The 23,569-nt window shown below is 65.3% G+C and carries 27 protein-coding genes; 16 read left to right on the top strand and 11 right to left on the bottom strand.

Annotated features, from left to right (window positions below; genetic code table 11):
- Positions 1-60 precede the first annotated feature (60 nt).
- Positions 61-639 carry a TetR/AcrR family transcriptional regulator gene (locus VNW74_RS01880; protein WP_325674905.1) on the bottom strand — a complete coding sequence of 193 codons (579 nt, stop codon included), beginning with the start codon at positions 637-639 and terminating at the stop codon, positions 61-63.
- A 100-nt stretch (positions 640-739) separates the two neighbouring features.
- Here VNW74_RS01880 and VNW74_RS01875 point away from each other — a divergent pair, with 100 nt between their 5' ends.
- Both VNW74_RS01875 and VNW74_RS01870 read left to right on the top strand, forming a co-directional pair.
- Complete coding sequence (locus tag VNW74_RS01875) at positions 740-1,210, top strand: DUF1772 domain-containing protein (RefSeq protein ID WP_325674904.1); 471 nt, start codon at positions 740-742, stop codon at positions 1,208-1,210.
- Positions 1,211-1,244: 34 nt separating this feature from the next.
- Positions 1,245-1,604, top strand: a complete 360-nt coding sequence (locus tag VNW74_RS01870; protein WP_325674903.1) for a nitroreductase/quinone reductase family protein — start codon at positions 1,245-1,247, stop codon at positions 1,602-1,604.
- Here VNW74_RS01870 and metG read toward each other — a convergent pair.
- Positions 1,592-3,142: a methionine--tRNA ligase gene (metG, locus tag VNW74_RS01865; RefSeq protein ID WP_325674902.1), complete on the bottom strand. Its 1,551-nt coding sequence runs from the start codon at positions 3,140-3,142 to the stop codon at positions 1,592-1,594. The two genes, VNW74_RS01870 and metG, sit on opposite strands and share 13 nt — an antisense overlap.
- Positions 3,143-3,166: 24 nt before the next feature.
- Here metG and VNW74_RS01860 point away from each other — a divergent pair, with 24 nt between their 5' ends.
- The 5 genes from VNW74_RS01860 (at position 3,167) to VNW74_RS01840 (ending at position 9,149) form a co-directional block, all read left to right on the top strand.
- Positions 3,167-4,006 (top strand): TatD family hydrolase, encoded by an 840-nt coding sequence (locus VNW74_RS01860; protein ID WP_325674901.1) that lies wholly within the window; start codon positions 3,167-3,169, stop codon positions 4,004-4,006.
- Positions 4,007-4,153: 147 nt separating this feature from the next.
- On the top strand, positions 4,154-5,281 hold the full coding sequence (locus VNW74_RS01855; RefSeq protein ID WP_325674900.1) for a transglycosylase family protein: 1,128 nt from the start codon (positions 4,154-4,156) through the stop codon (positions 5,279-5,281).
- The gene (rsmA, locus tag VNW74_RS01850; RefSeq protein WP_414686575.1) at positions 5,245-6,189 is read left to right on the top strand and encodes a 16S rRNA (adenine(1518)-N(6)/adenine(1519)-N(6))-dimethyltransferase RsmA; all 945 of its coding nucleotides are present in this window, start codon (positions 5,245-5,247) and stop codon (positions 6,187-6,189) included. The genes VNW74_RS01855 and rsmA overlap by 37 nt, the downstream gene beginning before the upstream one ends.
- 55 nt (positions 6,190-6,244) lie before the next feature.
- A complete protein-coding gene (locus VNW74_RS01845) occupies positions 6,245-7,195 on the top strand; it encodes a 4-(cytidine 5'-diphospho)-2-C-methyl-D-erythritol kinase (RefSeq protein ID WP_325674930.1) in 951 nt (316 codons plus the stop codon).
- Positions 7,196-7,511: 316 nt separating this feature from the next.
- Entirely contained in the window at positions 7,512-9,149 is a 1,638-nt protein-coding gene (locus tag VNW74_RS01840) for a fatty acyl-AMP ligase (RefSeq protein WP_325674898.1), read from the top strand.
- 99 nt (positions 9,150-9,248) lie between these two features.
- On the opposite strand, the gene pth is transcribed toward VNW74_RS01840, so the two are convergent.
- The 7 genes from pth to glmU form a co-directional block, all read right to left on the bottom strand.
- Positions 9,249-9,824 carry an aminoacyl-tRNA hydrolase gene (gene pth, locus VNW74_RS01835; protein WP_325674897.1) on the bottom strand — a complete coding sequence of 192 codons (576 nt, stop codon included), beginning with the start codon at positions 9,822-9,824 and terminating at the stop codon, positions 9,249-9,251.
- A gap of 3 nt (positions 9,825-9,827) precedes the next feature.
- Positions 9,828-10,487 carry a 50S ribosomal protein L25/general stress protein Ctc gene (locus VNW74_RS01830; protein ID WP_325674896.1) on the bottom strand — a complete coding sequence of 220 codons (660 nt, stop codon included), beginning with the start codon at positions 10,485-10,487 and terminating at the stop codon, positions 9,828-9,830.
- A gap of 153 nt (positions 10,488-10,640) precedes the next feature.
- Positions 10,641-11,510 carry an oxidoreductase gene (locus VNW74_RS01825; protein WP_325674895.1) on the bottom strand — a complete coding sequence of 290 codons (870 nt, stop codon included), beginning with the start codon at positions 11,508-11,510 and terminating at the stop codon, positions 10,641-10,643.
- Positions 11,511-11,541: 31 nt separating this feature from the next.
- Positions 11,542-12,195, bottom strand: coding sequence for an LpqN/LpqT family lipoprotein (locus VNW74_RS01820; protein ID WP_325674894.1), 654 nt, complete (start codon positions 12,193-12,195; stop codon positions 11,542-11,544).
- On the bottom strand, positions 12,192-12,548 hold the full coding sequence (arsC, locus tag VNW74_RS01815) for an arsenate reductase (glutaredoxin) (RefSeq protein ID WP_325674893.1): 357 nt from the start codon (positions 12,546-12,548) through the stop codon (positions 12,192-12,194). Before arsC ends, VNW74_RS01820 begins: the two co-directional genes overlap by 4 nt.
- Positions 12,549-13,529 (bottom strand): ribose-phosphate diphosphokinase, encoded by a 981-nt coding sequence (locus VNW74_RS01810; RefSeq protein ID WP_325674892.1) that lies wholly within the window; start codon positions 13,527-13,529, stop codon positions 12,549-12,551.
- Between the two features lie 121 nt (positions 13,530-13,650).
- Positions 13,651-15,111: a bifunctional UDP-N-acetylglucosamine diphosphorylase/glucosamine-1-phosphate N-acetyltransferase GlmU gene (gene glmU, locus VNW74_RS01805; RefSeq protein ID WP_325674891.1), complete on the bottom strand. Its 1,461-nt coding sequence runs from the start codon at positions 15,109-15,111 to the stop codon at positions 13,651-13,653.
- Positions 15,112-15,240: 129 nt separating this feature from the next.
- Here glmU and VNW74_RS01800 point away from each other — a divergent pair, with 129 nt between their 5' ends.
- Positions 15,241-15,642 carry a PAS domain-containing protein gene (locus tag VNW74_RS01800; RefSeq protein WP_325674929.1) on the top strand — a complete coding sequence of 134 codons (402 nt, stop codon included), beginning with the start codon at positions 15,241-15,243 and terminating at the stop codon, positions 15,640-15,642.
- 16 nt (positions 15,643-15,658) lie between these two features.
- Here VNW74_RS01800 and VNW74_RS01795 read toward each other — a convergent pair whose 3' ends face one another.
- Complete coding sequence (locus VNW74_RS01795; protein WP_325674890.1) at positions 15,659-16,318, bottom strand: TetR/AcrR family transcriptional regulator; 660 nt, start codon at positions 16,316-16,318, stop codon at positions 15,659-15,661.
- A 136-nt stretch (positions 16,319-16,454) separates the two neighbouring features.
- Positions 16,455-17,129 carry a TetR/AcrR family transcriptional regulator gene (locus VNW74_RS01790; protein WP_325674889.1) on the bottom strand — a complete coding sequence of 225 codons (675 nt, stop codon included), beginning with the start codon at positions 17,127-17,129 and terminating at the stop codon, positions 16,455-16,457.
- Between the two features lie 427 nt (positions 17,130-17,556).
- Here VNW74_RS01790 and VNW74_RS01785 point away from each other — a divergent pair, with 427 nt between their 5' ends.
- The 8 genes from VNW74_RS01785 to VNW74_RS01750 all read left to right on the top strand — a co-directional run bounded on the left by VNW74_RS01785 (position 17,557) and on the right by VNW74_RS01750 (position 23,504).
- Complete coding sequence (locus VNW74_RS01785) at positions 17,557-18,768, top strand: PPE family protein (RefSeq protein ID WP_414686577.1); 1,212 nt, start codon at positions 17,557-17,559, stop codon at positions 18,766-18,768.
- A gap of 223 nt (positions 18,769-18,991) precedes the next feature.
- On the top strand, positions 18,992-19,654 hold the full coding sequence (locus tag VNW74_RS01780; protein ID WP_325674928.1) for a PIG-L deacetylase family protein: 663 nt from the start codon (positions 18,992-18,994) through the stop codon (positions 19,652-19,654).
- Between the two features lie 35 nt (positions 19,655-19,689).
- Complete coding sequence (locus VNW74_RS01775; protein ID WP_325674887.1) at positions 19,690-19,830, top strand: hypothetical protein; 141 nt, start codon at positions 19,690-19,692, stop codon at positions 19,828-19,830.
- Positions 19,827-20,375, top strand: coding sequence for a dTDP-4-dehydrorhamnose 3,5-epimerase (gene rfbC, locus VNW74_RS01770; RefSeq protein WP_325674886.1), 549 nt, complete (start codon positions 19,827-19,829; stop codon positions 20,373-20,375). Before VNW74_RS01775 ends, rfbC begins: the two co-directional genes overlap by 4 nt.
- A gap of 169 nt (positions 20,376-20,544) precedes the next feature.
- Complete coding sequence (locus VNW74_RS01765) at positions 20,545-20,805, top strand: hypothetical protein (protein ID WP_325674885.1); 261 nt, start codon at positions 20,545-20,547, stop codon at positions 20,803-20,805.
- A complete protein-coding gene (locus VNW74_RS01760; protein ID WP_325674884.1) occupies positions 20,802-21,002 on the top strand; it encodes a hypothetical protein in 201 nt (66 codons plus the stop codon). The genes VNW74_RS01765 and VNW74_RS01760 overlap by 4 nt, the downstream gene beginning before the upstream one ends.
- 41 nt (positions 21,003-21,043) lie before the next feature.
- On the top strand, positions 21,044-22,303 hold the full coding sequence (locus VNW74_RS01755; protein WP_325674927.1) for a class I SAM-dependent methyltransferase: 1,260 nt from the start codon (positions 21,044-21,046) through the stop codon (positions 22,301-22,303).
- Between the two features lie 148 nt (positions 22,304-22,451).
- Positions 22,452-23,504, top strand: coding sequence for a glycosyltransferase (locus tag VNW74_RS01750; protein WP_325674926.1), 1,053 nt, complete (start codon positions 22,452-22,454; stop codon positions 23,502-23,504).
- The last annotated feature ends 65 nt before the right edge of the window (positions 23,505-23,569 follow it).

Here is a 23,569-nt window from a genome sequence, read left to right as displayed (position 1 = left end):
TGCCCTTGAGACACCGCCGAGGTCGCGGATGTGACAGCGTTCGCGCCGTTGTGACCAGGCTCACGTCGACCGCGAGAGCGCGGAGACCAGCAGATCGACGCGCGCGGACCGATATTCCGGACGTAACCGGCCACCGCGGTCGAGGGTGACCATCCCGTGCAGCGCCGCCCAGAGCACCTCGGAGAGCGTGTCGGCATCCCGGGTGCCTGCGACCATGCCGACCGCCGCACGCAGCTCGGCGAAGGCCGCGTTCAACTCGGCCGGGGTGTCCGGGGCGGCGAAGTGCAGTGTTGTCGCGCGGGTGAACATCGCGTCGAACAGGGCGGGATTGTCGTGGGCGAACCGGATGAACGCGTGGGCGACTCGCGCCACGGCGTCCTGGCCGTCGGTCGCACCGCTGCGCGCCGACGAAAGCGCGTCGGCGAGCTCGCCGAAGCCCTGCACGGCGACGGCGGCGACGACTCCCTCCATGCTCGCGAAGTGCTTGTACAACACCGGCTGGCTGTACTCGATCTCTGCGGAGAGCCGGCGGGTGGTGACGGCGTCCCAGCCCTCCTGTTCGGCGAGCTTGCGCGCCGTGACGGTGATGAGCTCGCGTCGCGCGGCCCGTTCCCGGGCCCGACGGTCCTCGATGGCCATGGCGTCATGTTAGCGCCGATACAAAATCTAGCGGCGCTATTGACGCGGTGGGTCTCAAGGGTTAGCGTTGCTAACACCTAATCCGGAAGAGGAGAGCGCGATGACGCAACCCGCCCACTGGTTCGCCTTGATCGCGGTGCTGGGCACCGCGGTGGTCTACGGCACCGACGTGTTCGGTGCGATCGTGCAACGGCCCGCACTGGCGCGAATAGACGACCACGCCTTGCTCGCGGTGATGGGCAACATCCATCGCTACGGCGACCGGCGGATGCCGGTGCCCGGGGGGTTCGGCATGGTGGCCGCGGCGATCAGTGTGGCATTTGCCGCCGCGTCCGGTCGCTGGGTGCAAGCCGGCGCGGCTGGTGTCGCACTTGGCCTGCTGCTGATTTGGCTGGCGCTCTACCTGCGAGTGGCCAAGCCGATCAACCGCCAACTCATCGCCGGGGCTGATCATCCCGAACTGCCCACGGATGCCCGTGCGCTGCAGCGTAACTGGGACAAGGTGATCACAACCAGGGCCACGCTGCAGGGTCTGGCGGTTGCGGCGTTGTGCCTGACGCTGCTGATCTGAACTGTGGCACGACAAACCGAAGGGTCAAAAGAAAATGCGCAGTTACATGCGATTGATCATGCGCCCGGCTCCGCTTTTCAACGCGCCGATAGCGGCGATCGCGGCTTCCCCGCGCTTCGGCGCGAGACTGCGGCGCAGTGTCACGCTGATCACCTACACGGGACGACGTTCGGGACGGACGTTCAATATCCCGGTGGCCTACCGCCGCCGCGGTGACGAGTTCGAGATCGCCGCGAACTTGCCCGACGCAAAAACGTGGTGGCGCAACTTTGTCGGCGATGGCGCTCCGATTTCGCTGACGCTGGACGAAGTCGAACGTGCCGGACACGCCGTAGCTCACCGAGACGACAAGGGACGCGTCACCGTCCGCGTTCGCCTTAATCAGTCAACTTGATAGCGCGGGAACACCCCGGTGGGTGTCGGCAGCTTCGTCCCCGGTGCCAAGCGTCTACCGACCGCCGCGAATGTCCGCTGGTCTTCCGGCTGGCCGAGCAAGTCCAATAGCTTGCCCGCCGACTCGGGCATCACCGGCTGGATCAACAGCGCGGCGATCCGCACCACCTCGCAGGTGGCGTAGAGCACGGTCGCGAACCGGACCTGGTCTGCCTCCGAGTCGCTCTTGCGCAGCACCCACGGCTGCTGCGCGGAGAAGTACCTGTTCGCCGCGCCTAGCATCAGCCAAATCGCTTCCAGCGCCAAATGCATTGCTTGGGAATCGAACTCGACGCGAACGCGGTCGAGTAGGCCGTCGGCGGCGGCCAGCAGTTCGTTGTCGTCAGCGGTGAAATCGCCAGGCGTCGGGGCGATCCCGTCGAGGTTCTTGGCCACCATCGACAACGACCGTTGCGCCAGGTTGCCCAATTCATTGGCCAGGTCGGCGTTGATCCGGGTGATGATCGCCTCCTCGCTGTAGCTGCCGTCCTGGCCGAAGGGCACCTCGCGCAGGAAGAAGTAGCGGACCTGGTCGACGCCGAACTCGTCGACGAGAGCGGCCGGATCGACGGTGTTGCCCAACGATTTGCTCATCTTCTCGCCGCTGTTGAGCAGGAAGCCGTGCGCGAAAACCCTTCTTGGGAGCTCAATTCCGGCGGACATCAGAAATGCCGGCCAGAAGACGGCGTGGAATCTGATGATGTCCTTGCCGATCATGTGCACGTCGGCCGGCCAATAGCGGCGAAACACCTCGGAGTCGGTGTCCGGGTAGCCGACCCCGGTCAGGTAGTTGGTCAGCGCATCGATCCAGACGTACATGACGTGGTCGGGGTGGTCCGGAACGGGCACGCCCCAGTCGAACGACGTCCGCGAGATCGACAGGTCGTTCAACCCACCGGAGACGAAGCTGACCACTTCGTTGCGCCGCACCTGGGGGCCGATGAAGTCCGGATTGGCCTCGTAATGAGCCAGCAGCTTGTCGCGGTACGCGGACAGCCGGAAGAAATAGGTCTGCTCTTCTGTCCAGGTGACCGGGGTGCCGGTTTCGACGGCGATGCGAGTACCGGTGGCGTCGAGAGCCGTTTCGTCTTCGGTGAAGTAGCGTTCGTCGCGCACCGAATACCAGCCGGCGTAGGCGTCCAGATAAATGTCGCCGGCATCGGCCAGCCGCTGCCAGATGGCCTTCGATGCCTCGTGGTGGTCGGCATCGGTGGTGCGGATGAACCGGTCGAACGAAATATTGAGCTTCTCCTGCAGCCGCTGATATACGTCGGAGTTCCGCTTGGCCAGTTCGGCGGGCGAGATCCCTTCGGCGGCGGCTGCCTGCGCCATTTTCAGTCCGTGCTCGTCGGTACCGGTCAGGAACCGCACGTCGAAGCCGTCGAGCCGTTTGAAGCGCGCGATGGCGTCGGTGGCGATGTACTCATAAGCGTGCCCGATGTGCGGCTCACCGTTCGGGTACGTGATCGCCGTCGTGATGTAGTAGGGCCGCGTCTTCATCGTTTGCCACCCTATTGTGTCCGCGTGGGTTCCAAACGTCCGCCGCCGCCGGCGCCCGAGCGATTGAGCCCGCTGATCGACGCGCACACCCACCTCGATGCGTGCGGCGCGCAGGACGCTGACGACGTGCGCGCCATCGTCGACCGCGCCGCGTCGGTCGGGGTGGTCGCGGTGGTCACCATCGCCGACGACCTGGCCTCGGCGCGCTGGGTGACACATGCCGCCGACTGGGATCCGCGGGTCTACGCCGCGGTGGCACTGCACCCGACCCGCGCAGACGCGCTCACCGATGCGGCCCGAGCCGAGATCGAACGATTGGCTGCCCACCCGCGGGTGGTGGCGATCGGCGAGACCGGCATGGATCTGTACTGGCCGGGCCGGTTGGAGGGCTGCGCGGAACCGGGGAAGCAGCGGGAGGCCTTCGCGTGGCACATCGACCTCGCCAAGCGGACCGGCAAACCGCTGATGATTCACAACCGCGAGGCCGACGCCGAAGTGCTCGACGTGTTGCGCGCCGAGGGCGCGCCGGACACGGTGATCTTTCACTGCTTCTCGTCGGGCGCCGCCTTGGCGCGCGCATGCGTCGATGCCGGGTGGCTGGTCAGCCTATCCGGGACGGTGAGCTTCCGAAATGCACGTGAGCTGCGCGAAGCCGTCCCGCTGATCCCTGTGGCGCAGCTGTTGGTGGAGACCGACGCGCCGTTTTTGACGCCCCATCCCTACCGGGGGGCGCCCAACGAGCCGTACTGCCTGCCCTACACTGTGCGGGCGCTGGCCGAGCTCATCGATCGGCCCGCCGACGAACTGGCCGAGGTCACCACTGGCAATGCCCGCACGGCCTACGGATTAGCCGCGAGAAGTTAAGAGCCCGTTAAGGCGGTTGCGGCGGAGTTGCTCTATCTAGGCCGGTTCGTTACCGTCTTGTGATCGAACGGTAGGGCCCCCGGTGGGCCTTTTGCTTTGTTGACGAATTGTTGCTCAAGCTCTTGCTGAGGTCGGGATAAACGCGCGTTGAACGTAGTTACGAAACTCCATCAGGCTGCCTCACCGGCTTTGCGGCTTCTGGTCGCGGGTCTACTGCTGGTCTTGGCCTTCGCCGGCGCCTATGCGGTCGCTGACTACAAGACGGTGACGCTGAGCGTCGATGGCACCGCTATGACCGTGACCACCATGAAGTCGCGGGTGATCGACATCATCAGGGAGAACGGCTTCAACGTCAGCGAGCGTGATGACCTCTATCCCGCCGCCGGCGAGCGCGTCCGCAACGCCGAGAACATCGTGCTGCGTCGCAGCCGGCCGCTGCAGATCTCGCTGGACGGCCAGAACACCAAGCAGGTGTGGACGACGGCTTCCACCGTCGACGAGGCGCTGGCCCAGCTGGCGATGACAGACACCGCTCCGGCCGCGGCGTCGCGAGGCAGCCGTGTCCCGCTGGCCGGCATGGCGCTGCCGGTCGTCAGCGCCAAGACGGTCGAACTCGACGACGCCGGCGCGGTGCGCAACGTCCACCTGGCCGCGGCCCGGGTCGGGGAACTGCTGGCCGGCATCGGGGTGCCGCTGGTGCAGAGCGACCAGGTCACTCCCGGTGCGGCGGCGCCGGTGATCGACGGCATGCACATCCAGGTCACCCGTAACCGTATCGAGAAGGTCACCGAGCGCGTGCCGTTGGTTCCGCCCCGGCGCCGGATCGAGGACCCGGACATGAACATGGACCGCGAGGTCGTCCAGGACCCGGGCACCCCGGGCACCCAGGACGTCACCTTCTCGGTGTCCAAGGTCAATGGCGTCGAGACCGGCCGGCTGCCGGTGGCAAGCCACGTCATCACACCTGCCCGTGAGGCGGTGGTGCGGGTCGGAACCAAACCGGGCACCGACGTTCCGGCGGTCGGCAACGGAGAAATCTGGGATGCCATCTCGCGCTGCGAGGCGGGCGGAAACTGGGCGATCAACACCGGAAACGGCTACTACGGCGGCGTGCAATTCGACCAGAACACCTGGGAGCGCAACGGTGGATTGCGGTTTGCCCCGCGCGCCGACTTGGCGACCCGGGAAGAGCAGATCACGGTCGCGGAGGTGACGCGGGCTCGCCAGGGTTGGGGAGCGTGGCCGGTGTGCAGCGGAAGAGCGGGTGCACGCTGACCATCCGGTTGCTGGGGCGCACAGAGATCCGAAGGCTGGCCAAAGAACTCGAATTCCGGCCGCGCAAATCTCTGGGACAGAACTTCGTCCACGACGCCAACACGGTGCGCCGGGTGGTGTCCTCCTCTGGAGTCAACCGGCACGATCACGTCCTGGAGGTCGGGCCCGGTCTGGGATCGCTGACGCTGGCGCTGCTGGATCGCGGGGCCACGGTCAGCGCCGTCGAGATCGATCCGGTCCTGGCAGGCAGGCTGCCGAAGACCGTCGCCGAGCATTCGCACAGCGAGATTCACCGGCTGAAGGTGCTAAACCGCGACGTGTTATCCATCGGGCCCGCCGATCTGGCTGCCGAGCCGACGGCGGTGGTGGCGAATCTGCCCTATAACGTCGCCGTTCCCGCGCTGCTGCACCTGCTCGCCGAATTCCCGTCGCTGCGCACCGTGATGGTGATGGTGCAGGCCGAAGTCGCCGAACGGCTGGCGGCCGAACCCGGTGGCAAGGAGTACGGCGTGCCCAGCGTCAAGGTCCGCTTCCACGGACAGGTCCGCCGCCACGGCACGGTGTCACCGACCGTGTTCTGGCCCATTCCGCGGGTCTATTCCGGGTTGGTGCGCATCGATCGGCATGCAAACCCGCCCTGGCCGACCGACAAGGCCTTCCGTCAAGACGTGTTCAAACTTGTCGATATCGCATTTGCTCAGCGGCGCAAGACATCTCGCAACGCGTTCGTCGAGTGGGCGGGTTCGGGCAACGAATCGGCGAGTCGGTTGCTGGCCGCCAGTATCGACCCGGCGCGCCGGGGTGAGACGCTGACCGTCGACGACTTCGTCCGGCTGTATCAGCGCTCGCGAGAAGCCGCCGGCAACACCGCCGCGGGCCTCCCGCAACCGCACGCCTCGGCAAGCTGAGGGGCCGAGGGGCTTCGGTTTCGCCCGCCGCGGGCGATACTCTCGTTCGGTGCCGATGGACGGAAACACTGCTGCTCAGTGGGTGCCCACTGGGTCCGTTACGGTCCGGGCGCCCGGCAAAATCAACCTGTATCTGGCTGTCGGCGAGCGGCGTGAGAACGGTTATCACGACCTGACGACGGTGTTTCACGCCGTCTCGCTGGTCGACGAGGTCACCGTCCGCAATGCCGATGTGCTCTCGCTCGAGGTCAGCGGCGAGGGCGCCGACCAGCTGCCCCGCGACGAGCGCAATCTGGCGTGGCAAGCCGCCGAACTGATGGCGGACCACGTGGGTCGGGCGCCCGACGTCTCGATCGTCATCGACAAGTCCATCCCGGTGGCCGGCGGAATGGGGGGTGGCAGTGCCGACGCGGCGGCCGTACTGGTCGCGATCAACTCCCTATGGGAACTGGGTGTGCCACGTCGCGATCTGCACATGCTGGCCGCGAAGCTGGGCAGCGATGTGCCATTCGCACTGCACGGCGGCACCGCGCTGGGTACCGGTCGCGGGGAGGAGTTGGCGACGGTGCTGGCCCGCAACACTTTCCACTGGGTGCTGGCGTTCGCCGAGGGCGGGTTGTCCACCCCGGCGGTGTTCAGTGAACTGGACCGGCTTCGGGAGGTCGGGACACCACCTCGGCTCGACGAACCCGGTCCGGTGCTGGCGGCGCTGGCGGTCGGCGACCCCGAGCAGCTGGCGCCGCTGTTGGGCAACGAACTGCAGGCGGCCGCGGTGAGCAAGGATCCGGCCTTACGCCGCGTCTTGCGTGCCGGCGTCGAGGCGGGCGCGCTGGCGGGCATCGTGTCGGGTTCCGGACCGACGTGTACGTTTCTGTGCCGGTCGGCGCCCGCCGCGGTGGACGTCGGCACCGAGCTTTCGGGGGCCGGTGTCTGCCGAACCGTACGCGTTGCGAGCGGGCCGGTGCACGGCGCGCGGGTGGTGCCGGCACCTGTCACGGGGGTGTGACGAACGCTCGATTCCACCCGCGAGTTTGGCAGTTACTTAAGAGGAGTTTAAGATGATCGGCGGTGACAAATGCCGGTCAAGAAATGCGCCTGGATGTCTCGCCCGCCGACCATGCCGGCGGGCGTTGCGTGCACCCCAAAAGTCGGGGTGACCGCCGTGTCCGCGGCGCAACCGCAACGTTGCGTGAGGTTAGCCCGTCATCACCGATTCGAGACGAAATCGCCGCCCAATTGTGGGCGTGCAGCTGCACCAAAGTGTGGTTCAGCCGGAGCAGCATTAAATGCTGTGCGTTGGCGCCGGAACCGAGGAGGCTACCGTGAGCAGGTTTACCGAGAACATGTTCCGCCGCGCCCACGAGAGCACCAAGGGCATGGTGACGGGCGAGCCGCACCAGCCGGTCCGGCACACCTGGGCGGAGGTCCACCAGCGTGCACGCCAAGTGGCTGGCGGCCTGGCTGCTGCTGGAGTCGGCCACGGTGATGTGGTCGGCGTGCTGGCCGGCGCGCCGGTGGAAATCGCGCCGACGGCCCAGGGCCTGTGGATGCGTGGCGCCAGCCTGACCATGCTGCACCAGCCCACGCCTCGCACCGACCTCGAGTTGTGGGCCAACGACACCACCACCGTCATCGACATGATCGAGGCGAAGGCGGTGATCGTCTCCGACCCGTTCATGGCGGCCGCTCCAGTGCTGGCGGAGCGCGGGATCAGGGTGCTGACCGCCGAGCAGCTGCTGGCATCCGACCCGATCGACCCGATCGCCACCGGCGAGGATGATCTGGCGCTCATGCAGCTGACGTCGGGCTCAACCGGCTCGCCGAAGGCGGTGCACATCACGCACCGCAACATCTACTCCAACGCGGAGGCGATGTTCATCTCGGCCAAGATGGACCCCAGCGGCAACGACGTGATGCTCAGCTGGCTGCCGTGCTTCCACGACATGGGTATGGTCGGCTTCCTGACTGTGCCGATGTATTTCGGTGTGGAGCTGGTCAAGGTCACCCCGATGGATTTCCTGCGCGACACGCTGCTGTGGGCCAAGCTGATCGACAAGTACGGCGGCACGATGACGGCGGCGCCCAACTTCGCGTACGCGCTGTTCGCCAAGCGGCTGCGCAACCAGGCCACGCCCGGTCAGTTCGACCTCTCCACGCTGCGGTTCGCGCTGTCAGGTGCCGAGCCGGTAGACCCGGCGGACGTCGAGGACCTGATCGAGGCCGGAAAGCCGTTCGGCTTGCGGCCCGAAGCGATCATGCCCGCCTACGGAATGGCCGAGACGACGCTCGCGGTGTCGTTCTCCGAACTCGGTGACGGGCTGGTGGTCGACGAGGTGGACGCGGATCTGCTGGCCGCGCTGCGTCGCGCCGTGCCCGCCACCAAGGGCAACACCAAACGGTTGGCGTCCCTGGGACCGCTGCTGCAGGGGCTGGAGGCCCGCATCGTCGACGAGGACGGCAATGTGTTGCCCACCCGCGGCGTCGGGGTGATCGAACTGCGCGGCGAGCCGGTGACCCCGGGCTACACGACGATGGGTGGGTTCATCCCGGCTCAAGACGAGCAGGGCTGGTATGACACCGGCGACCTCGGCTATCTGATGGACAACGGCCACGTCGTGGTCTGCGGCCGGGTCAAGGACGTCATCATCATGGCTGGCCGCAACATTTATCCGACCGACATCGAGCGGGCCGCGGGCCGCGTCGAGGGTGTCCGTCCGGGCTGCGCGGTGGCTGTCCGGCTGGATGCCGGACATTCGCGGGAGACCTTCGCTGTCGCCGTCGAGTCCAATGCCTTCGAGGATCCCATTGCGGTGCGCCGCATCGAGCATCAGGTCGCCCACGAGGTCGTGAGCGAGGTCGACGTGCGGCCGCGCAACGTCGTGGTGCTGGGTCCCGGGACGATCCCGAAGACGCCGTCGGGCAAGCTGCGGCGGGCGAACTCCGTCACCCTGGTTACGTAGTAGCCCGGCGAGCAGACACATAAGGTCCTCGCGATCGGCATGTAGCGGTGCTTTTGCTGGGGGTACCCCCACCCGCTTGCGGGGGACTGCTCGCGCGACTTACCAAGCGTGGACGCGGTTTTGGGCCGGCTCCAGTCCCAATTCGATGAGCAGCTCGGTGGCGTCGGCCGCCTGCTCGCAAACCGTAGGCACCTCCGGGCGTTCGGCGGCGGTGAAGTTCTCCAGCACGAACGCCGCCGGATCCTTACGTCCCGGCGGTCGGCCGATCCCGATCCGCACCCGCTGAAAGTCCTTGGTGCCCAACGCACCCGCGACCGAGCGCAGCCCGTTGTGACCACCCTCCCCGCCGCCGATCTTCAGTCGGATCTGACCGAAGTCGATGTCGAGGTCGTCGTGGATGACCACCACGTCAGCCGCGGGCACCGAATAGAACTTGGCCAGTGGGCCCACTTGGCGGCCGGACTCGTTCATATAGCAGCGCGGCTTGGCCAGCACCACCGGCCGCCCACCGAGCCGGCCGGTGACGATCTCCGCGCCAGAGCGCTTGTGCGCCTTGAACGCTGAGCCCAGCCGGGCGGCGAGCCGGTCTGCGACCATGAACCCCAGATTGTGCCGCGTCTGGGCGTAGTTTGGTCCCGGGTTGCCCAGGCCGACCACCAACAGAGGGTCGGCCATGAATTACTCGGATTCGGACTCGGACTCGGAGGCTTGGGCCTCTTCGGCGGACTCCTCGGCCGGCTCCTCGGCCTCGGCCACCTCGCCGGCCCCTTCAGCTTCGAGCTCCTCGGCGGTCGGCGCGTTCACCACGTTGACGACCAGCAGCTCGGGGTCGTCCACGAGGGTGACGCCCGGCGGCAGGGCGATCTGCCCGGCGGTGAACTGGGTACCCGGTTCGGCCCCTTCGACCGAGACGATCAGCACCTCCGGAATCGACAACGCCTCGGCTTCGATCTCGACGGTGTTGGCCTCCTGGGTGACCAAGGTGCCGTATGCGGCCTCGCCCTGGACATCGATGCCGACCTCGACGACCACCTTCTCGCCGCGACGCACGACCAGCAGATCGGCGTGCTGGATGGTGCGACGGATCGGGTGGATCGAGAGCGCCTTGGTCAAAGCCAGCTGCTCTTTGCCGTCGATGTCGAGGGTCAGCACCGCGTTGGTGCCGGAGTGGCGCAGCACCGCGGCGAAGTCGTGTCCGGGCAGTTCCAGGTGTTGCGGGTCAGCACCGTGGCCGTAGAGGACGGCGGGAATGTTCCCTGCGCGGCGCGCGCGCCGGGACGCGCCTTTGCCGGTCTCGGTCCGAACCGAGACGGTCAGCTGGTTGGCAGATCTGGCCATGGTTTCGCTCCTCTGAGACGTGTCTTGGGCACGGCCAGGATCGCGCGGCAACCATAGAAACTAGAATCAAGGTCCCCGTCGATAACGGTGGCCTGCACGTTTGTCGCAGGCCGCCCTCGCCGTGACGCCCGGTCAGGTTAGCGCATCAGCGCCTCAGAGCGGAAATTTGGTCTCGGTGAGCCGTTCGGACAGGTCCCAGAGTGCGCTGGCGGTGGCGGTGCTTTTCGCCAGTGGGCTGCGTCCGCCCGGCCGACTGCGTCCAGCCATGCCGAAGCTCGGCCCGATGAAGCTGTCGCCCGGTAAATCCTGTGAGGCGGCATACAGCGTTTGGCGGGCGCCGAAGTCGGCGTCGGTGGCGAGCACGCGGGTACCGACGGACATCACCGCGTCGCCGAATTTGCGACCGGTGCGCCCCTGCAGGTTGGTATGCGAAAAACCGGGGTGCGCGGCCAGCGCACGCTGCGGCGAGCCGGCCGTGTTGAGGCGCCGCTGCAGCTCGCTGGTGAACAGCAGGTTGGCGAGTTTGGACTGGCCGTAGGCGACCCAGGCCGAGTAGGGCCGCGATGTCCAGTTCAGGTCTCGAAGGCTGATGTAGCCCATCCAGTGCATCAGCGAGGAGACCGTCACCACCCGGTCGGTGATCTTGGGCAGCAACAGGTTGGTCAGCGCGAAGTGACCGAGATGGTTGGTACCGATCTGGCTCTCGAACCCGTCGGCGGTCACTGCGTGTGGGACCGCCATGATGCCGGCGTTGTTGATCAGGACGTCGACGGTGTCGACCCCGTCGGCGAACTGCCGCACTGAGGCAAGATCCTGCAGGTCGAGTCGACGCACCTCGACGTCTCCGGTCATGTCCCGGGCAGCGGCTTCGCCCTTTCCGGTGTTGCGTACCGCCAGGATGACCTGAGCACCGACGCGGGCCAGCTCGCGGGCCGTAACCGCGCCCAGTCCGCTGTTGGCGCCGGTGACGATCACGGTGCGTCCGGCGAATGAGGGCAGGTCTGCGGCGGTCCACGACGTCATGGCAACCACATTAATGTGCCGGGGCCGGCAGCTACTTTGTTGCGACGGTGAATCCGTGGATGATCGCTTGAATGTCGGCCGCGTCGGGAGCGGCCTGCTCGGCCAGGCTGGTGACCGCGAGCTGGACCAGGTAGCGCTGGCGGTCGGGCGCTGACCCGGTCGGAACGACAATCCGGTTGTAGGTGTGCAACCGTCGGCCGTTGAGGTTGTAGCTGGCCTCGATCATCGACGACGGAAAGCCGTGAAAGGTGGCACCGGACTTGTCGAGCAGTTTGAAGTTGTCCGCGAGCGAGGCGTCGGCGTTGCCGTGCTTGGCCAAGTCGGCGGGGTCGAAATCCCCGTTCAGTTTGAACACCATCAGCATGGCCGTGGGAAAACTGTCGCCTTTGGCGATCGTTTCGGTGGTGGGCGCGATGTTCGGTTTGTCGACCTTCGCCCAGCCCTGCGGCGTCGGAATCGACACGATCAGATCGGTCAGCTTGTCCGGCGCCACCGGCTCGCCGGACACCCCGCTGCTTTCCAGGTACTCCGAGAACGGTACCGGCGTCTCAGTCGTCGTCGATGTCTTCGCTGAAGTAGTCCAAATCGACTGGTAATCAGGGTTTTTCGGCCCACAGCCGACCGACGAGACGACCAGAAGCAGTATCGCGGCCGCGCCGCCGATCCCACGACCGCCGAGGGTCACAGGATCTCGCGGACCGTGTCGACCGGACGAGCCAGCCGGGTGCCCTTCGGTGTGACGACAAACGGCCGTTCGATGAGGATGGGATGTTCGGCCATGGCGTCGAGTAATTGGTCGTCGCTGGCGTCGGCCAGCTTAAGCTCGGCGTACAGTGACTCGCGTTTGCGGACCGCGCTGCGCACATCGATCCCCGCGTCGCGGATCATGGTTACCAGCTCGTCACGGGACGGCGGTGTCTTGAGGTACTGCACGATTGTTGGCTCAATATCGTTGTCGCGCAACAACTCCAGCGTCTTACGCGAGGTAGTGCACTTGGGGTTGTGGTAGATGACGGCTTCACGGGCACCCGACGGCATCTAGGCGTCCCCGTCGAATAGTCCTGTGACTGAACCATTTTCGAATACCGCGCGGATAGTGCTGGCCAGCAGCGGCGCGATCGACAAAACCGTGAGCTGCGGGAACCGCTTTTCCTCACCGATCGGCAGCGTGTTGGTGACGATCACTTCGCGGGCGCCGCATGCCGCAAGCCGTTCGGACGCCGGGTCGGACAGCACGCCATGGGTGGCCGCGATGATCACGTCACCAGCGCCCTCGTCGCGCAGCAGCTTGACCGCACCGGCAATGGTGCCACCGGTGTCGATCATGTCGTCGATCAGCACGCAGGTGCGCCCTTCCACCTCACCGACCACGCGGTTGGAGACCACCTGGTTCGGCACGCGCGGATCGCGGGTTTTGTGGATGAACGCCAGCGGAACGCCGCCGAGCGCGTCGGCCCATTTCTCGGCGATGCGCACCCGGCCCGAGTCGGGGGAGACCACGACCATGTTGCCGTCGGGGTAGTTGTCGCCGATGTAGCCGATCAGCAGGTTCTGCCCGCGCATGTGGTCCACGGGCCCGTCGAAGAAGCCCTGGATCTGGTCGGTGTGCAGGTCGACCGTCACGATCCGGTCCGCTCCGGCCGTCTTGAGTAGGTCGGCGACTAACCGCGCCGAGATCGGTTCGCGGCCGCGGTGCTTCTTGTCTTGGCGGGCATAGGGATAGAACGGCATGACGGCGGTGATCCGCTTGGCGCTGCCCCGTTTCAGCGCGTCGATCATGATCAGTGCTTCCATCAGCCAGTTGTTCACCGGGTCGGGGCAGGACTGCAGCACGAAGGCGTCACACCCACGCACCGATTCGTCGAAGCGTACGAAGATCTCGCCGTTGGCGAACTCACGCGCGGTCTGGGCGGTGACATGGACATCGAGTTCTTTGGCTACCTGCTCGGCCAGCTCGGGATGCGCGCGGCCAGAGAAGAGCATCAGATTTTTGCGGTTATCGGTCCAGTCGTGACTCACCGTGCTGCCCTCGCCGTATCGGGAAAGAAATGGGGATCAAAAAGGAATGGAAGGCCCATCGTAAGCGAAGTGCTTCGATGGGTTGTCGAGTTGCGGGCTTGCGGCTTCCGAATTAATGGGTTCACGGCGTCTCGTCGGCCTCGAGTTGGTTGGCCCTGTCGGCGGCCTCTGCGGCGGCGCTGCCGGGCCGTTTGCGCTGAACCCAGCCTTCGATGGTGCGTTGCGGGCCGCCCGAGACCGCCAGCGCGCCCGGCGGAACGTCCTCGCGGACCACCGTGCCGGCCCCGGTGTAGGCGCCGTCGCCGACGCTGACCGGGGCGACGAACATGGTGTCTGAGCCGGTCCGTACATGCGAGCCGATCGTGGTGCGGTGCTTGGAGGTGCCGTCGTAGTTGACGAAGACGCTGGAGGCGCCGATATTGCTGTGCTCGCCAATGTCGGCGTCGCCCACGTAGGTCAAGTGCGGCACTTTGGTGCCGGCGCCGATCGTGGAGTTCTTGGCCTCGACGAAAGCCCCCAGCTTGCCGTCGGCCCCCAGCACGGTGCCGGGCCGCAGGTAGGTGAACGGGCCGACCGCGGCGCCGTCACCGATCGATGCGCCCGCGCCGTGGGTGCGGATCACCGACGCGCCCTCGCCCACGGCGACGTCGGTCAACGTGGTGTCCGGGCCGATGGTGCAACCGCCGCCGATGCGGGTGGCGCCCAGTAGCTGGGTCCCGGGCTGGACGACGGTGTCGCGGCCGATCGTCACGTCGATGTCGATCCAGGTGGTAGCCGGATCGACAACGGTGACACCGGCCAGCTGATGGGCGGCCACGATACGGCGGTTGAGTTCGGCGGCCAGTTCGGCCAGCTGCACCCGGTTGTTGACGCCGGCCACCAGCGTGCTGTCGTCGACGTGCCGGGCCTGCACCACCTGCCCGTCCTGCCGGACGATCGCGATGACGTCGGTGAGGTACAGCTCCTGCTGCGCGTTGTCGGCCGACAGACGGCTCAGTGCTGATCGCAGCGCCGCAATGTCGAAGGCGTACACCCCGGCGTTGACTTCGCGGATCTCCTGCTGCGACGGCGTCGCGTCAGCCTGCTCAACGATAGCGATCACCTCGTGGTCCTGTGTGCGCAGCGTGCGACCGTAGCCGGTCGGATCGCTCAGCGTCGTGGTCAGCACGGTGACCGCTGCGCCCCGGGAGTTGTGGGCCGCGACCAGATCGGCCAGCGTATCGGCGTCGAGCAGCGGAATGTCGCCGGAGGTGACGACGACGACGCCGGCGAAGTCGTCGGGCAGCGCCGAAAGGCCGCACAGCGCCGCGTGACCGGTGCCGAGCTGCTGATCTTGCCTGGCCACCTCGATGGAGCGCCCCAGCCTGCGGGCCAATTCAGCGACGACCTGTTCGATGGGTTCGTGGTTCTGGCCCAGCACCACGACCAGGTGCTGGGGCGCCATTTTGGCGATCGCGTGCAGCGAATGCCCGAGCATGCTGCGGCCGGCGAGGGGGTGCAGCACCTTCGGGGTGTCCGAGCGCATCCGGGTTCCGGCCCCGGCCGCCAGGACGAGGACCGCCGATTCGCCTTGCGTTGTCATCCAACCTCCTCGTTCAGCGTGTCATTATCCGCACGGTCGCGGCAAAGGAGGTGCACCGCCCCGAGCGATCGGTAGTGCTTAATTCGACTCGGTGCGGCGGTGAACGCCGCCATGGACAATAATCAAGCGGTGGACCGTCGTCGAACCGGACAGCCCAGGCAGTCGCCAAAGGCGGCGCTTGCGCAGTTGCCGGCCCTGGTGCTGTTGGAGCGGATCCCGATCCCGACATTGGCTGTCCTTCAGGACGGCACCATCGTGTTCGCTAATGGCGCGTTTGCCGAGATGGTGGGCCGTGACGCAGAAGAGGTCGTCTCGCTGAAATTCCACGACATCTTCTACGGCGCATCGGCATCGGAATCGGCGCTCTCGGTTGTGGACGGACTGGCGAACATGGTCGTCGAATTAACCCACCAAGACGGCTCGACCGTGCGTGCGCTGATGAGCAAATCGGCGCTGAGGCGCAGCGATGACGAGATTGCGCTCGCGACGTTCCAGGACCTGACCGAGCATCTCTGGGTCAACGAACCTTAATTCTCCCCCGCGGCGGTCAGGACGACGGGTCATGCTCGACGTGCCGCAGGGCTTCGCGGGCCAGGTATTCGCGGTAATACGCCAGCGATGTATCGGTCACGATCGCCGGGAACAACAGCTCCCAGATCTGGGTCAATCGCGCGATGAGGTCGCTGCCGCCCGGCGCGGCCTGGGACAGGATCCGCGTCCCGAAGGTTGCGCCGATGATGGCCTCGCTGACCATTTTCGGATCGAGGCCCTCTCGGAGGTCGCCTTCGGTGATTGCCCGCCCCACCTCGGCGGTCATCCCCTCCACCCAGTTGGCATAGACGCCGCTAGCGGTGTCATCGAACTTCCCGAAGGCAAGCGTCAGCTGCTCGGCGGTTCGAGCCACTTTGTCGGAAGTGAATAGGTCGGCAGCCACAAACGACCCGTGCACCATGTTCTCCAGTGCCGGAGAGAATGAGTCAGACATGGTGGCTAAGGCGTCGAGGACCAGCTTGGCGCCTTCGTCGATGATCGCGGACGCGAGGGATTCCATCGAATCGAAGTGGTGATAAAACGCCCCCTTGGTCATCCCGGTGCGCTCGATGATCGTGCCCCGATCGGCGGCCGCATACCCAACCTCGTTGAACACGTCGATCGCGGCATCGAGAATCTTTCGCCGTGTCGCTTCGGATCGAACCTGGCGGGCCATCGCCTCTACCTCCGGAGTTCTGCTATGTGCTTAGACTCCGGACGCTCGGTGTCTCACAAGTCCTCACTCGGCGGGAAAGCCTAACAGGCGTCGGTCGGATCCCGATTGATCACGGGTCGCGTGACCTGCGTCGTGGTCAACTTGAACCCGCTAGCGCGGAGGCGCTGCCGATCCCGATTGCCGTGCGCCGCCTGATGAATTGTGTGAAGTAATCGATCCTGTCTGGACGCACGATACCGGGCAACAGCAACGCCCAGGTCTTCTCGAGCTCGAGAAGAAACCGTTCCGGGTCGTCGAGATCGCTGGTTTGCCGCAGCCCCATATACGTCGACACTTGCAGACGCGCCACATCCTGGGGGTCACACTCGTCGAGGATGTCGCCCTCGGCGATGGCACGATCGATGATGACGGTGAGGGTCTCGATCCATCCCGCTAATCGCTGGTTTTGGAGTCCCTCGAGCCGGCCGATCGACTCGAGCAGATTGAACCCCGCTCGGGCCATGTCCTCGCCGATGTCGCGAGCAGCTATCTGATAGGAGAAGTCGATCATCGTTTCCAGTCCGGAGAACTTCCGGGTCACTAGCGCTGCGATCACGTCTTTGGCCTCAGCGGCCTGGTCTTCGATGATGGCCAGCGCTAACGCATGCTTAGAGCGGAAGTGGAAATACATTGCGCCCTTGGTCAATTCAGCTTCCGCGAGGACATCATCGAGCCCGACCTGATGGTACGGCAGCCGGGCGAACTGGTGTGCGGCAGCATTCAGAATTTGCTGGCGGGTGGTGTCCGCTCGCTTGTCAGTTGATTCAATCATTCGCAAACCTCGAGTCGCACCTGTCTTCCGAGAGACCACGGATCGCTGTCACGGCGGGTAGTTGCACTAGGTTCCGCCCGAGCGCGGATTAAGTGGGTGTACCGATGTCGGGCTCTTCATCGAGATGAGTCGCCTTCGGTGCTCGATAGTCCGCTATATGTGCCGGTGGCACTGCAGCCAGGCCGACCCGCTTGCTTCGGTCCGCAACGCATCTATACCTCAATCTGCACGTAAGTTACCAGCCGACACTCAATGCCCTTCTTATTAGCCACGTGTCTCATGATACTCCGAGTTGTAATTAGTTAACCACATCAGTAAAAAAGTATGTAAGATGGCCGCCATGTGGACGACGGGTCTGCGCAAGGGTACGTCACCCGATCGCGCCAGGCCAGTGCGGCCGGCGGCTATCGGGCGGCGTTCATAGATGCTGGACTTCGCGGCCCTGCCGCCAGAGATCAATTCTGGGCTGATGTATACCGGCCCGGGATCGGGGCCCATGCTGGCCGCCTCCCTGGCGTGGGATGCGTTGGCCGACGACCTGTATTCGACAGCAATTTCCTATGGGTCGGTGATCACAGACCTCACGGCGTCGTGGCTCGGACCATCATCGATATCGATGGCGGCGGCCGCCGCCCCCTATGTGTCGTGGATCAGCGCCACGGCCACCCAGGCTGTAGAGGCGGCCACTCAGGCCAAGGCGGCGGTCGCCGCCTACGAGGCGGCGTTCGGTATGACGGTGCCTCCGACGGTGATTGCGGCCAACCGGGCTTTGTTGCTGATGCTGACCGCCACGAACTTTTTCGGTCAGAACACCCCGGCGATCATGACCACCGAGGCCGAGTACGTCGAGATGTGGGCGCAGGATGCCACGGCGATGTACGGCTATGCCGGTGCGTCGTCGGCTGCATCGACGTTGACTGCGTTCACGATCCCGCCGGAGACCACCAACCCAGGCGGGTTGAGCGGGCTGGCCGCGGCGGTCACGCAAGCTGCCGGCACCCCGGCCGGCACAGGCGTACAGACGGTGTCATCGCTGACTTCAGCGCTGTCCACACCGCTGGCCTCTGCTGCGATGCCAGCGACGTTGTCCTCGTCGTCAACGTCGCCGCTGTCGTTATTGACGACCCTGACGTCGTCATCGACGGCACTAACGTCGGGGACGAGCCTGCTCTCGGGCACTGGCTCGTTCGCGTCGATGTCTACTTCGGGCCTCTCGATGCTCGGCTCGGCGAGTTCGCTCATGAACTCGTTTGGGTCGGCGACCAGCGCCTTCGGCAAGGGCTTCCAGGTGTTCGGATCGCCACTGAGCACTGGCGTGAGTTCAGGAGCAGGTGCCTTGAGCTCACCCGGCATGGGCGGCGGCGCTGTGTCCGCGGCTTCGGGCCGGGCAGCCTCGCTCGGCGGGTTGTCGGTGCCCCAGGGCTGGACCTCAGCCGCTCCCTCCTTCAGCCAGGTGGCCTCGGCGATGCCGGCCGCCAGCCAGCTGGGCGCTACGCCGCCGGTCGCGCAGAGCGCGCCGACGGGCCCATTCGGCACCCCGCTGGCCAATGCGACTGAGCGCGGAGGCGCCAGCTCGCCGCTGGCCGCCCGCTACAACGTCCGGCCCGCGATGGTGCAACGCCCGGTCTACGCCGGTTAAGGCACAGAGGCCTGCCGGGTGCCTCCACGGCAGATTTCTAGCGGAAATACCTTAAGTGAGCCTGAGGGGTTAACATCATTCACAAAGTATGTATGATGCCTCCCATGGTGATTGTTGGTTTGTGCGACCTTCTTGCCAACGCCGTCCTCCGAGTCGGAGCGGGGGTCAACGTAACCAGCCCCCGGATGGTGCGGGATTGGTCCGGGTGCGGGACGTGGCCGGCATGATGGCGCTGACGCCGATGAGCCTAAATTCCGTCGCTGTCATCGGGGCTCACTGTGATGACATCGCCATCGGCGCTGGCGCCACATTGATGGAAATTGTGCGTGACAACCCCGGTGTCGTCGTTCACGCGCTCGTCTTGACGGGCGGCGGCACCGAGCGGGAGGTCGAAGAGAAGAACGCCTTCGCGGCGATATGCCCGACAACCGACGTCCGGTTGACGGTCGCCGATCTTCCGCATGGCCAGCTTCCTGAACATTGGCGAGCGGTGCAGCAGTGCATCGCCAAGTTCCGCCGCGAATGTGAACCAGACCTGGTGTTCGGTCCACAGCGCCACGACTACCACCAAGACCACCGTTTGGTCGCGGAGCTGATTCCCACTGAGTTCCGCGACCACCTCGTGCTTGGCTACGAGATTCTCAAATGGGAATCGGACTTGCTTAATCCAACGCTCTACCTACCGATTCCAGACGAAACGGCGCGCCAGAAGCCGACCTTGCTTGCCCGGTGCTATCCGTCTCAATCGGGTCGCGACTGCTTTGACGACGAGGTTTTCCTCGGCTTGATGAGAGTCCGTGGAGTGCAGTGCCGCGCTCGCTACGCCGAAGCCTTCACGGTGGAGAAGGCCATTTTGGATACCAAGACCGATTACTCGGTCAACTAGGCCAGTCATCACCGAGACGACGGAGGGACATCACCGTGCGAGTGCTGGCCGGAGGCAGCGGGGGCTACCCCGAGATGTTCCACGGCCGTGGGCAAAGCGGGCTCCAACGGATCGAGTTCCTGCTCACGGACGGGCGCGTCGATGAGCGCTTGGTTGTGGAAGGAGCGCTGCAGTGAGATACACGCCCACTGACGTCGCGGGGGTGATGATCATCGACATCGAACCGCAGCGCGACGATCGCGGTTTCGTCTCGGCTTCGTTCTGTTCGGATGAATTCGGCGCCAATGGGCTGACTTCGGCTGTCGCGCAGACGAACATCTCATACAACTACGCCCGCGGCACGCTGCGAGGTCTGCATCGTCAGGGACCTCCGCACGCCGAGGCCAAGTTGGTGCGCTGCACGCGCGGCGCAATTGTCGACGTTGCGGTCGACGTCCGGCCCGAGTCGCGCACCTACCGCCAGCACGTCATGGTGCAGCTCAGTGCTGACAACCGTCGGGCCCTGTTCTTACCGCCGTATGTCGCACATGGCTTTCAAACGTTGGCTGACAACACCGAAGTCCTCTGCCAGGTCAGCGATTCCTACGAACCTGCCAGTGAGCAGGGCTTCCGTTGGGATGACCCGAAATTCGGCATCGAATGGCCGCTGCCGGTCACCGTCATCTCCGAGGAGGACGCCAGCTGGCCGCTGTTGGTACGGGTCCCGAGCGTGGCGTCATGATGATGGGCGTCGACAAACTGCTGGCCGCGCGGGCGGCCCAGGCGCGACTAGCCCCGATAACCCGATTCGTCGGGATGTCATCGTCGGTGGTTTCGGTGGCAATCACCGCCCATTATCGAAGACCAGCGCGATGAAAGCCGTTGGCGCGGCTGGCGCTGGAGTGAGGTTGGTGCGCACGGAGCTGTTCGGCGTTGTGCGCGCGAGTTGGAGGTCGCACCGCCGTTGCGGCCGCCGAACCACAGCGATACTTCCGCTGTGGTTGCTGGCACCGACGACGGCAACCTTTGCTAAGGCGCTGCTGTTGTCGGGGGAGCATTTGGTCCTGGTTGGGGGTGCCGTCGTCGGCGCTTACCTGATGGCCAGTATGGCGATTGGTTCGGTCAATTGGTCGACGGCGGCCTCGCTGCGGCATAAGCAGATGATCGCGTGACTCGCGAGTTGAACCGGGCTTATCTGAAACGCCCGGGCCGCGGTGTGCCCCCGCCGCGGTCCGGGCCCCACCCGACTGTCCTGATGCACAACGGTCACACGTTGCTGTACAAGCGCGTGGTCAGCATGACCGAGCATTTGCGCGCGTCGCGGGTGTACGTCTACGAAAAGAGCGTTCGCGCATGGGTTGCGCCGTGACTCGTGGCACCCGAGGTAGTCAGCCCACGCCGGCGGTCGGGCTGCGATGCCGCTTGTGTGACTCGGACCTACTGCTGAGCGTCTTGGACCTTGGTGCGACTCCGCTGTGCGAAAAGTACCTCACTGTCGACGAACTCGATCTGCCCGAGCCAACGTTCCCGCTGCATCTGAGGCTCTGCGAGGACTGCCTGCTGTTGCAGCTACCCGCTCTGATCACACCCGCCGACACCTTCACGGAATACCAGCGTTTTTCGTCGTTTTCGGACAGCTGCGTGCAACGCGCGAGGGATTTTGTCGATCGAGCCGTCGATCAGCTTGAGCTTGGACCCGAATCGCTTGTGATCGAAGTCGGCAGTAATGATGGATATTTGCTGCAGTATGTCGTCGGCGCGGGTGTCCCGTGCCTGGGGATCGAGCCCTCCGCAAATGTCGGCGCCGTTGCACGTGACCGCGGTGTGCCGACGGTCTCGGCATTTCTCGACGAGCAATTGGCGCGAAGCGTTCGCGCAGAGCACGGCCCCGCGGACCTGGTAATCGCGAACAACGTTTACGCGAACGTACCTGAGCTGCTGGACTTTACCGAAGCGCTGCGCGCATTGGTCAAAGACGAGGGCTGGGTCACTATCGAGGTACACCATGCGTTGAACTTGGTGGTTCAAGGCCAGTTCGACACGATCTACCACGAACACTTCCAGTACTACACACTCCATTCGGCGACGCGCGCACTTGCCACCGCCGGGCTGGCTGTCGTCGACGTCGAACCCATTCCAACGCAAGGTGGTTCGATTCGCATCTGGGCTCGTCCCGCGCGAATCGCCGCACCAGCCAGTGAACGGGTCGTTGGCTTGTTGCGCGTGGAAAATGCCGCGGGTTTACATCGCGTCGACGGTTATCTGCAGCTGCGGCGGCGCACCGAGTCGCTGCGCCACAACCTGTTGCGGTTCTTGCTTCAGTGTCGTGGCGACGGCAAGCGTGTCGTCGGCTATGGTGCACAGGGAGAGGGCAACACCCTGCTCAATTACTGCGGGATCCGCAGCGATCTGCTCGAGTACATCGTCGACCGCGATCCATACAAACACGGCCGCTTCACGCCAGGTATGCGTATCCCGATTCGCGATCCAGGGCTTCTCACCATCGATCGACCAGACGTGGTGTTGGCGCTGCCCTGGGACCTGGAAAGCGAACTCACCGATCAGCTGAGCTACATCGCCGACTGGGGCGGTCAACTCGTCTTCCCGCTTCCGACCGTGCACTATGCTACGCCGTTGGCATCCAACGGCATTGGGATGGTGCTGTCATGAGGATCTGCCGGGGCGGTGGCGGCACGGATCTATCCCAGGCTGGGCCGATGAAAGCGGCTTCGACCGGATGCGAAAGCACGAAACGGTGACCGCGATGACCAAGGCCAGTATCCCACGCGATCACCGTGGTACCGCGAATGCACTTCGGGTGTTGTGGCTTTCGCCGTCGATGCGGCCGCTGGCGCGCGTGCAAGCTGAAGGGCTGCGCGGGCGGGGCATTGATGTGCTGTTGGTGACGACCGACCAACACCCGGAGTCGGACAGCGCCCGTGACTACGAGCTGGTCCTCGATCCGCGGTTCCGCACGGCGTCGACCTGGCCGGCGGCACTGGCGGCTGAGCGCCGCATTCGCGAACATCGGCCTGACATTGTGATCGCTGAACTGGTGCGCGATCCACGCTGGATCGCGCTGGCCGGACGGGCCCCGCGTATTCAGCTGGTGCACGACGAACGCCGCGATGACGGCCGGCATCGGCAAGCCTTGGCGCGCGCCCTATTCGACAGGTGGGGCGCCCGCTCGGCGGCTACCGTAACCTACAGCAATTACGCCGCAATAGCTGTTGCCACGCGGCGTGACGTGGTCGGCACCCAGGTGCATGTCGCGCCGCTTTGCAGCGACCTGGATCCGACGCTGGTTCCTCCGTTCGTCGGTCCAGACGGGCGGCACGATTTCGTGCTGGCTGGCCGGCTTAACGCGCACAAAAACATTGACGCTGTCCTCGAGGCCTGGCAGCGACATGTAGACGGAGACAAGTGGCGCGGCGACGAGCTGCTGCTGATCGGTGACGGGCCGCTTACTATCCGAACCCTGCCGGCCTACGTTCGTTGGCGTCCCGGCAGTTACCGGTATGCGGATGTCGTCACCACACTGGCCGCCGCCAAAGGCTCGGTCGCCCACTACCGCAGTGCTTCGCAAAGCGGCGTTCAGGTGCTGTCGATGCAGCTGGGGGTCATGCCAATCGCTTCCTCCGCCGGTGGCCTGGCTGAGTACCAGCCCCCGGGCTTTCCGCCGGTCGGGGTCGACGACGTCGCCGGGCTGGCTGCCGCGTTTGATGATCTGGCCGATCCGCTCACCGCGACCTTGCGTGGGGGAGCGGCGGCGCGTCACTACGCAGACTTCTTCGCCGTCGATCACGCCGTGGACGGCCTTGTGGATGTGCTCACCGAGGTGAGTCACCGAATCGGCAAGGCACCCGTATGAACATGATTGCCGACACCACCTCAAACCGGTTGCCGCCATTTGCAATTCATTATCGAACTGGAGGC

It is taken from the genome of Mycobacterium sp., from assembly GCF_035570115.1.
Classification (GTDB): Bacteria; Actinomycetota; Actinomycetes; order Mycobacteriales; family Mycobacteriaceae; genus Mycobacterium.
Note: the sequence above shows the minus strand (reverse complement) of the source record. Positions and strands in the feature narration are given on the sequence as shown.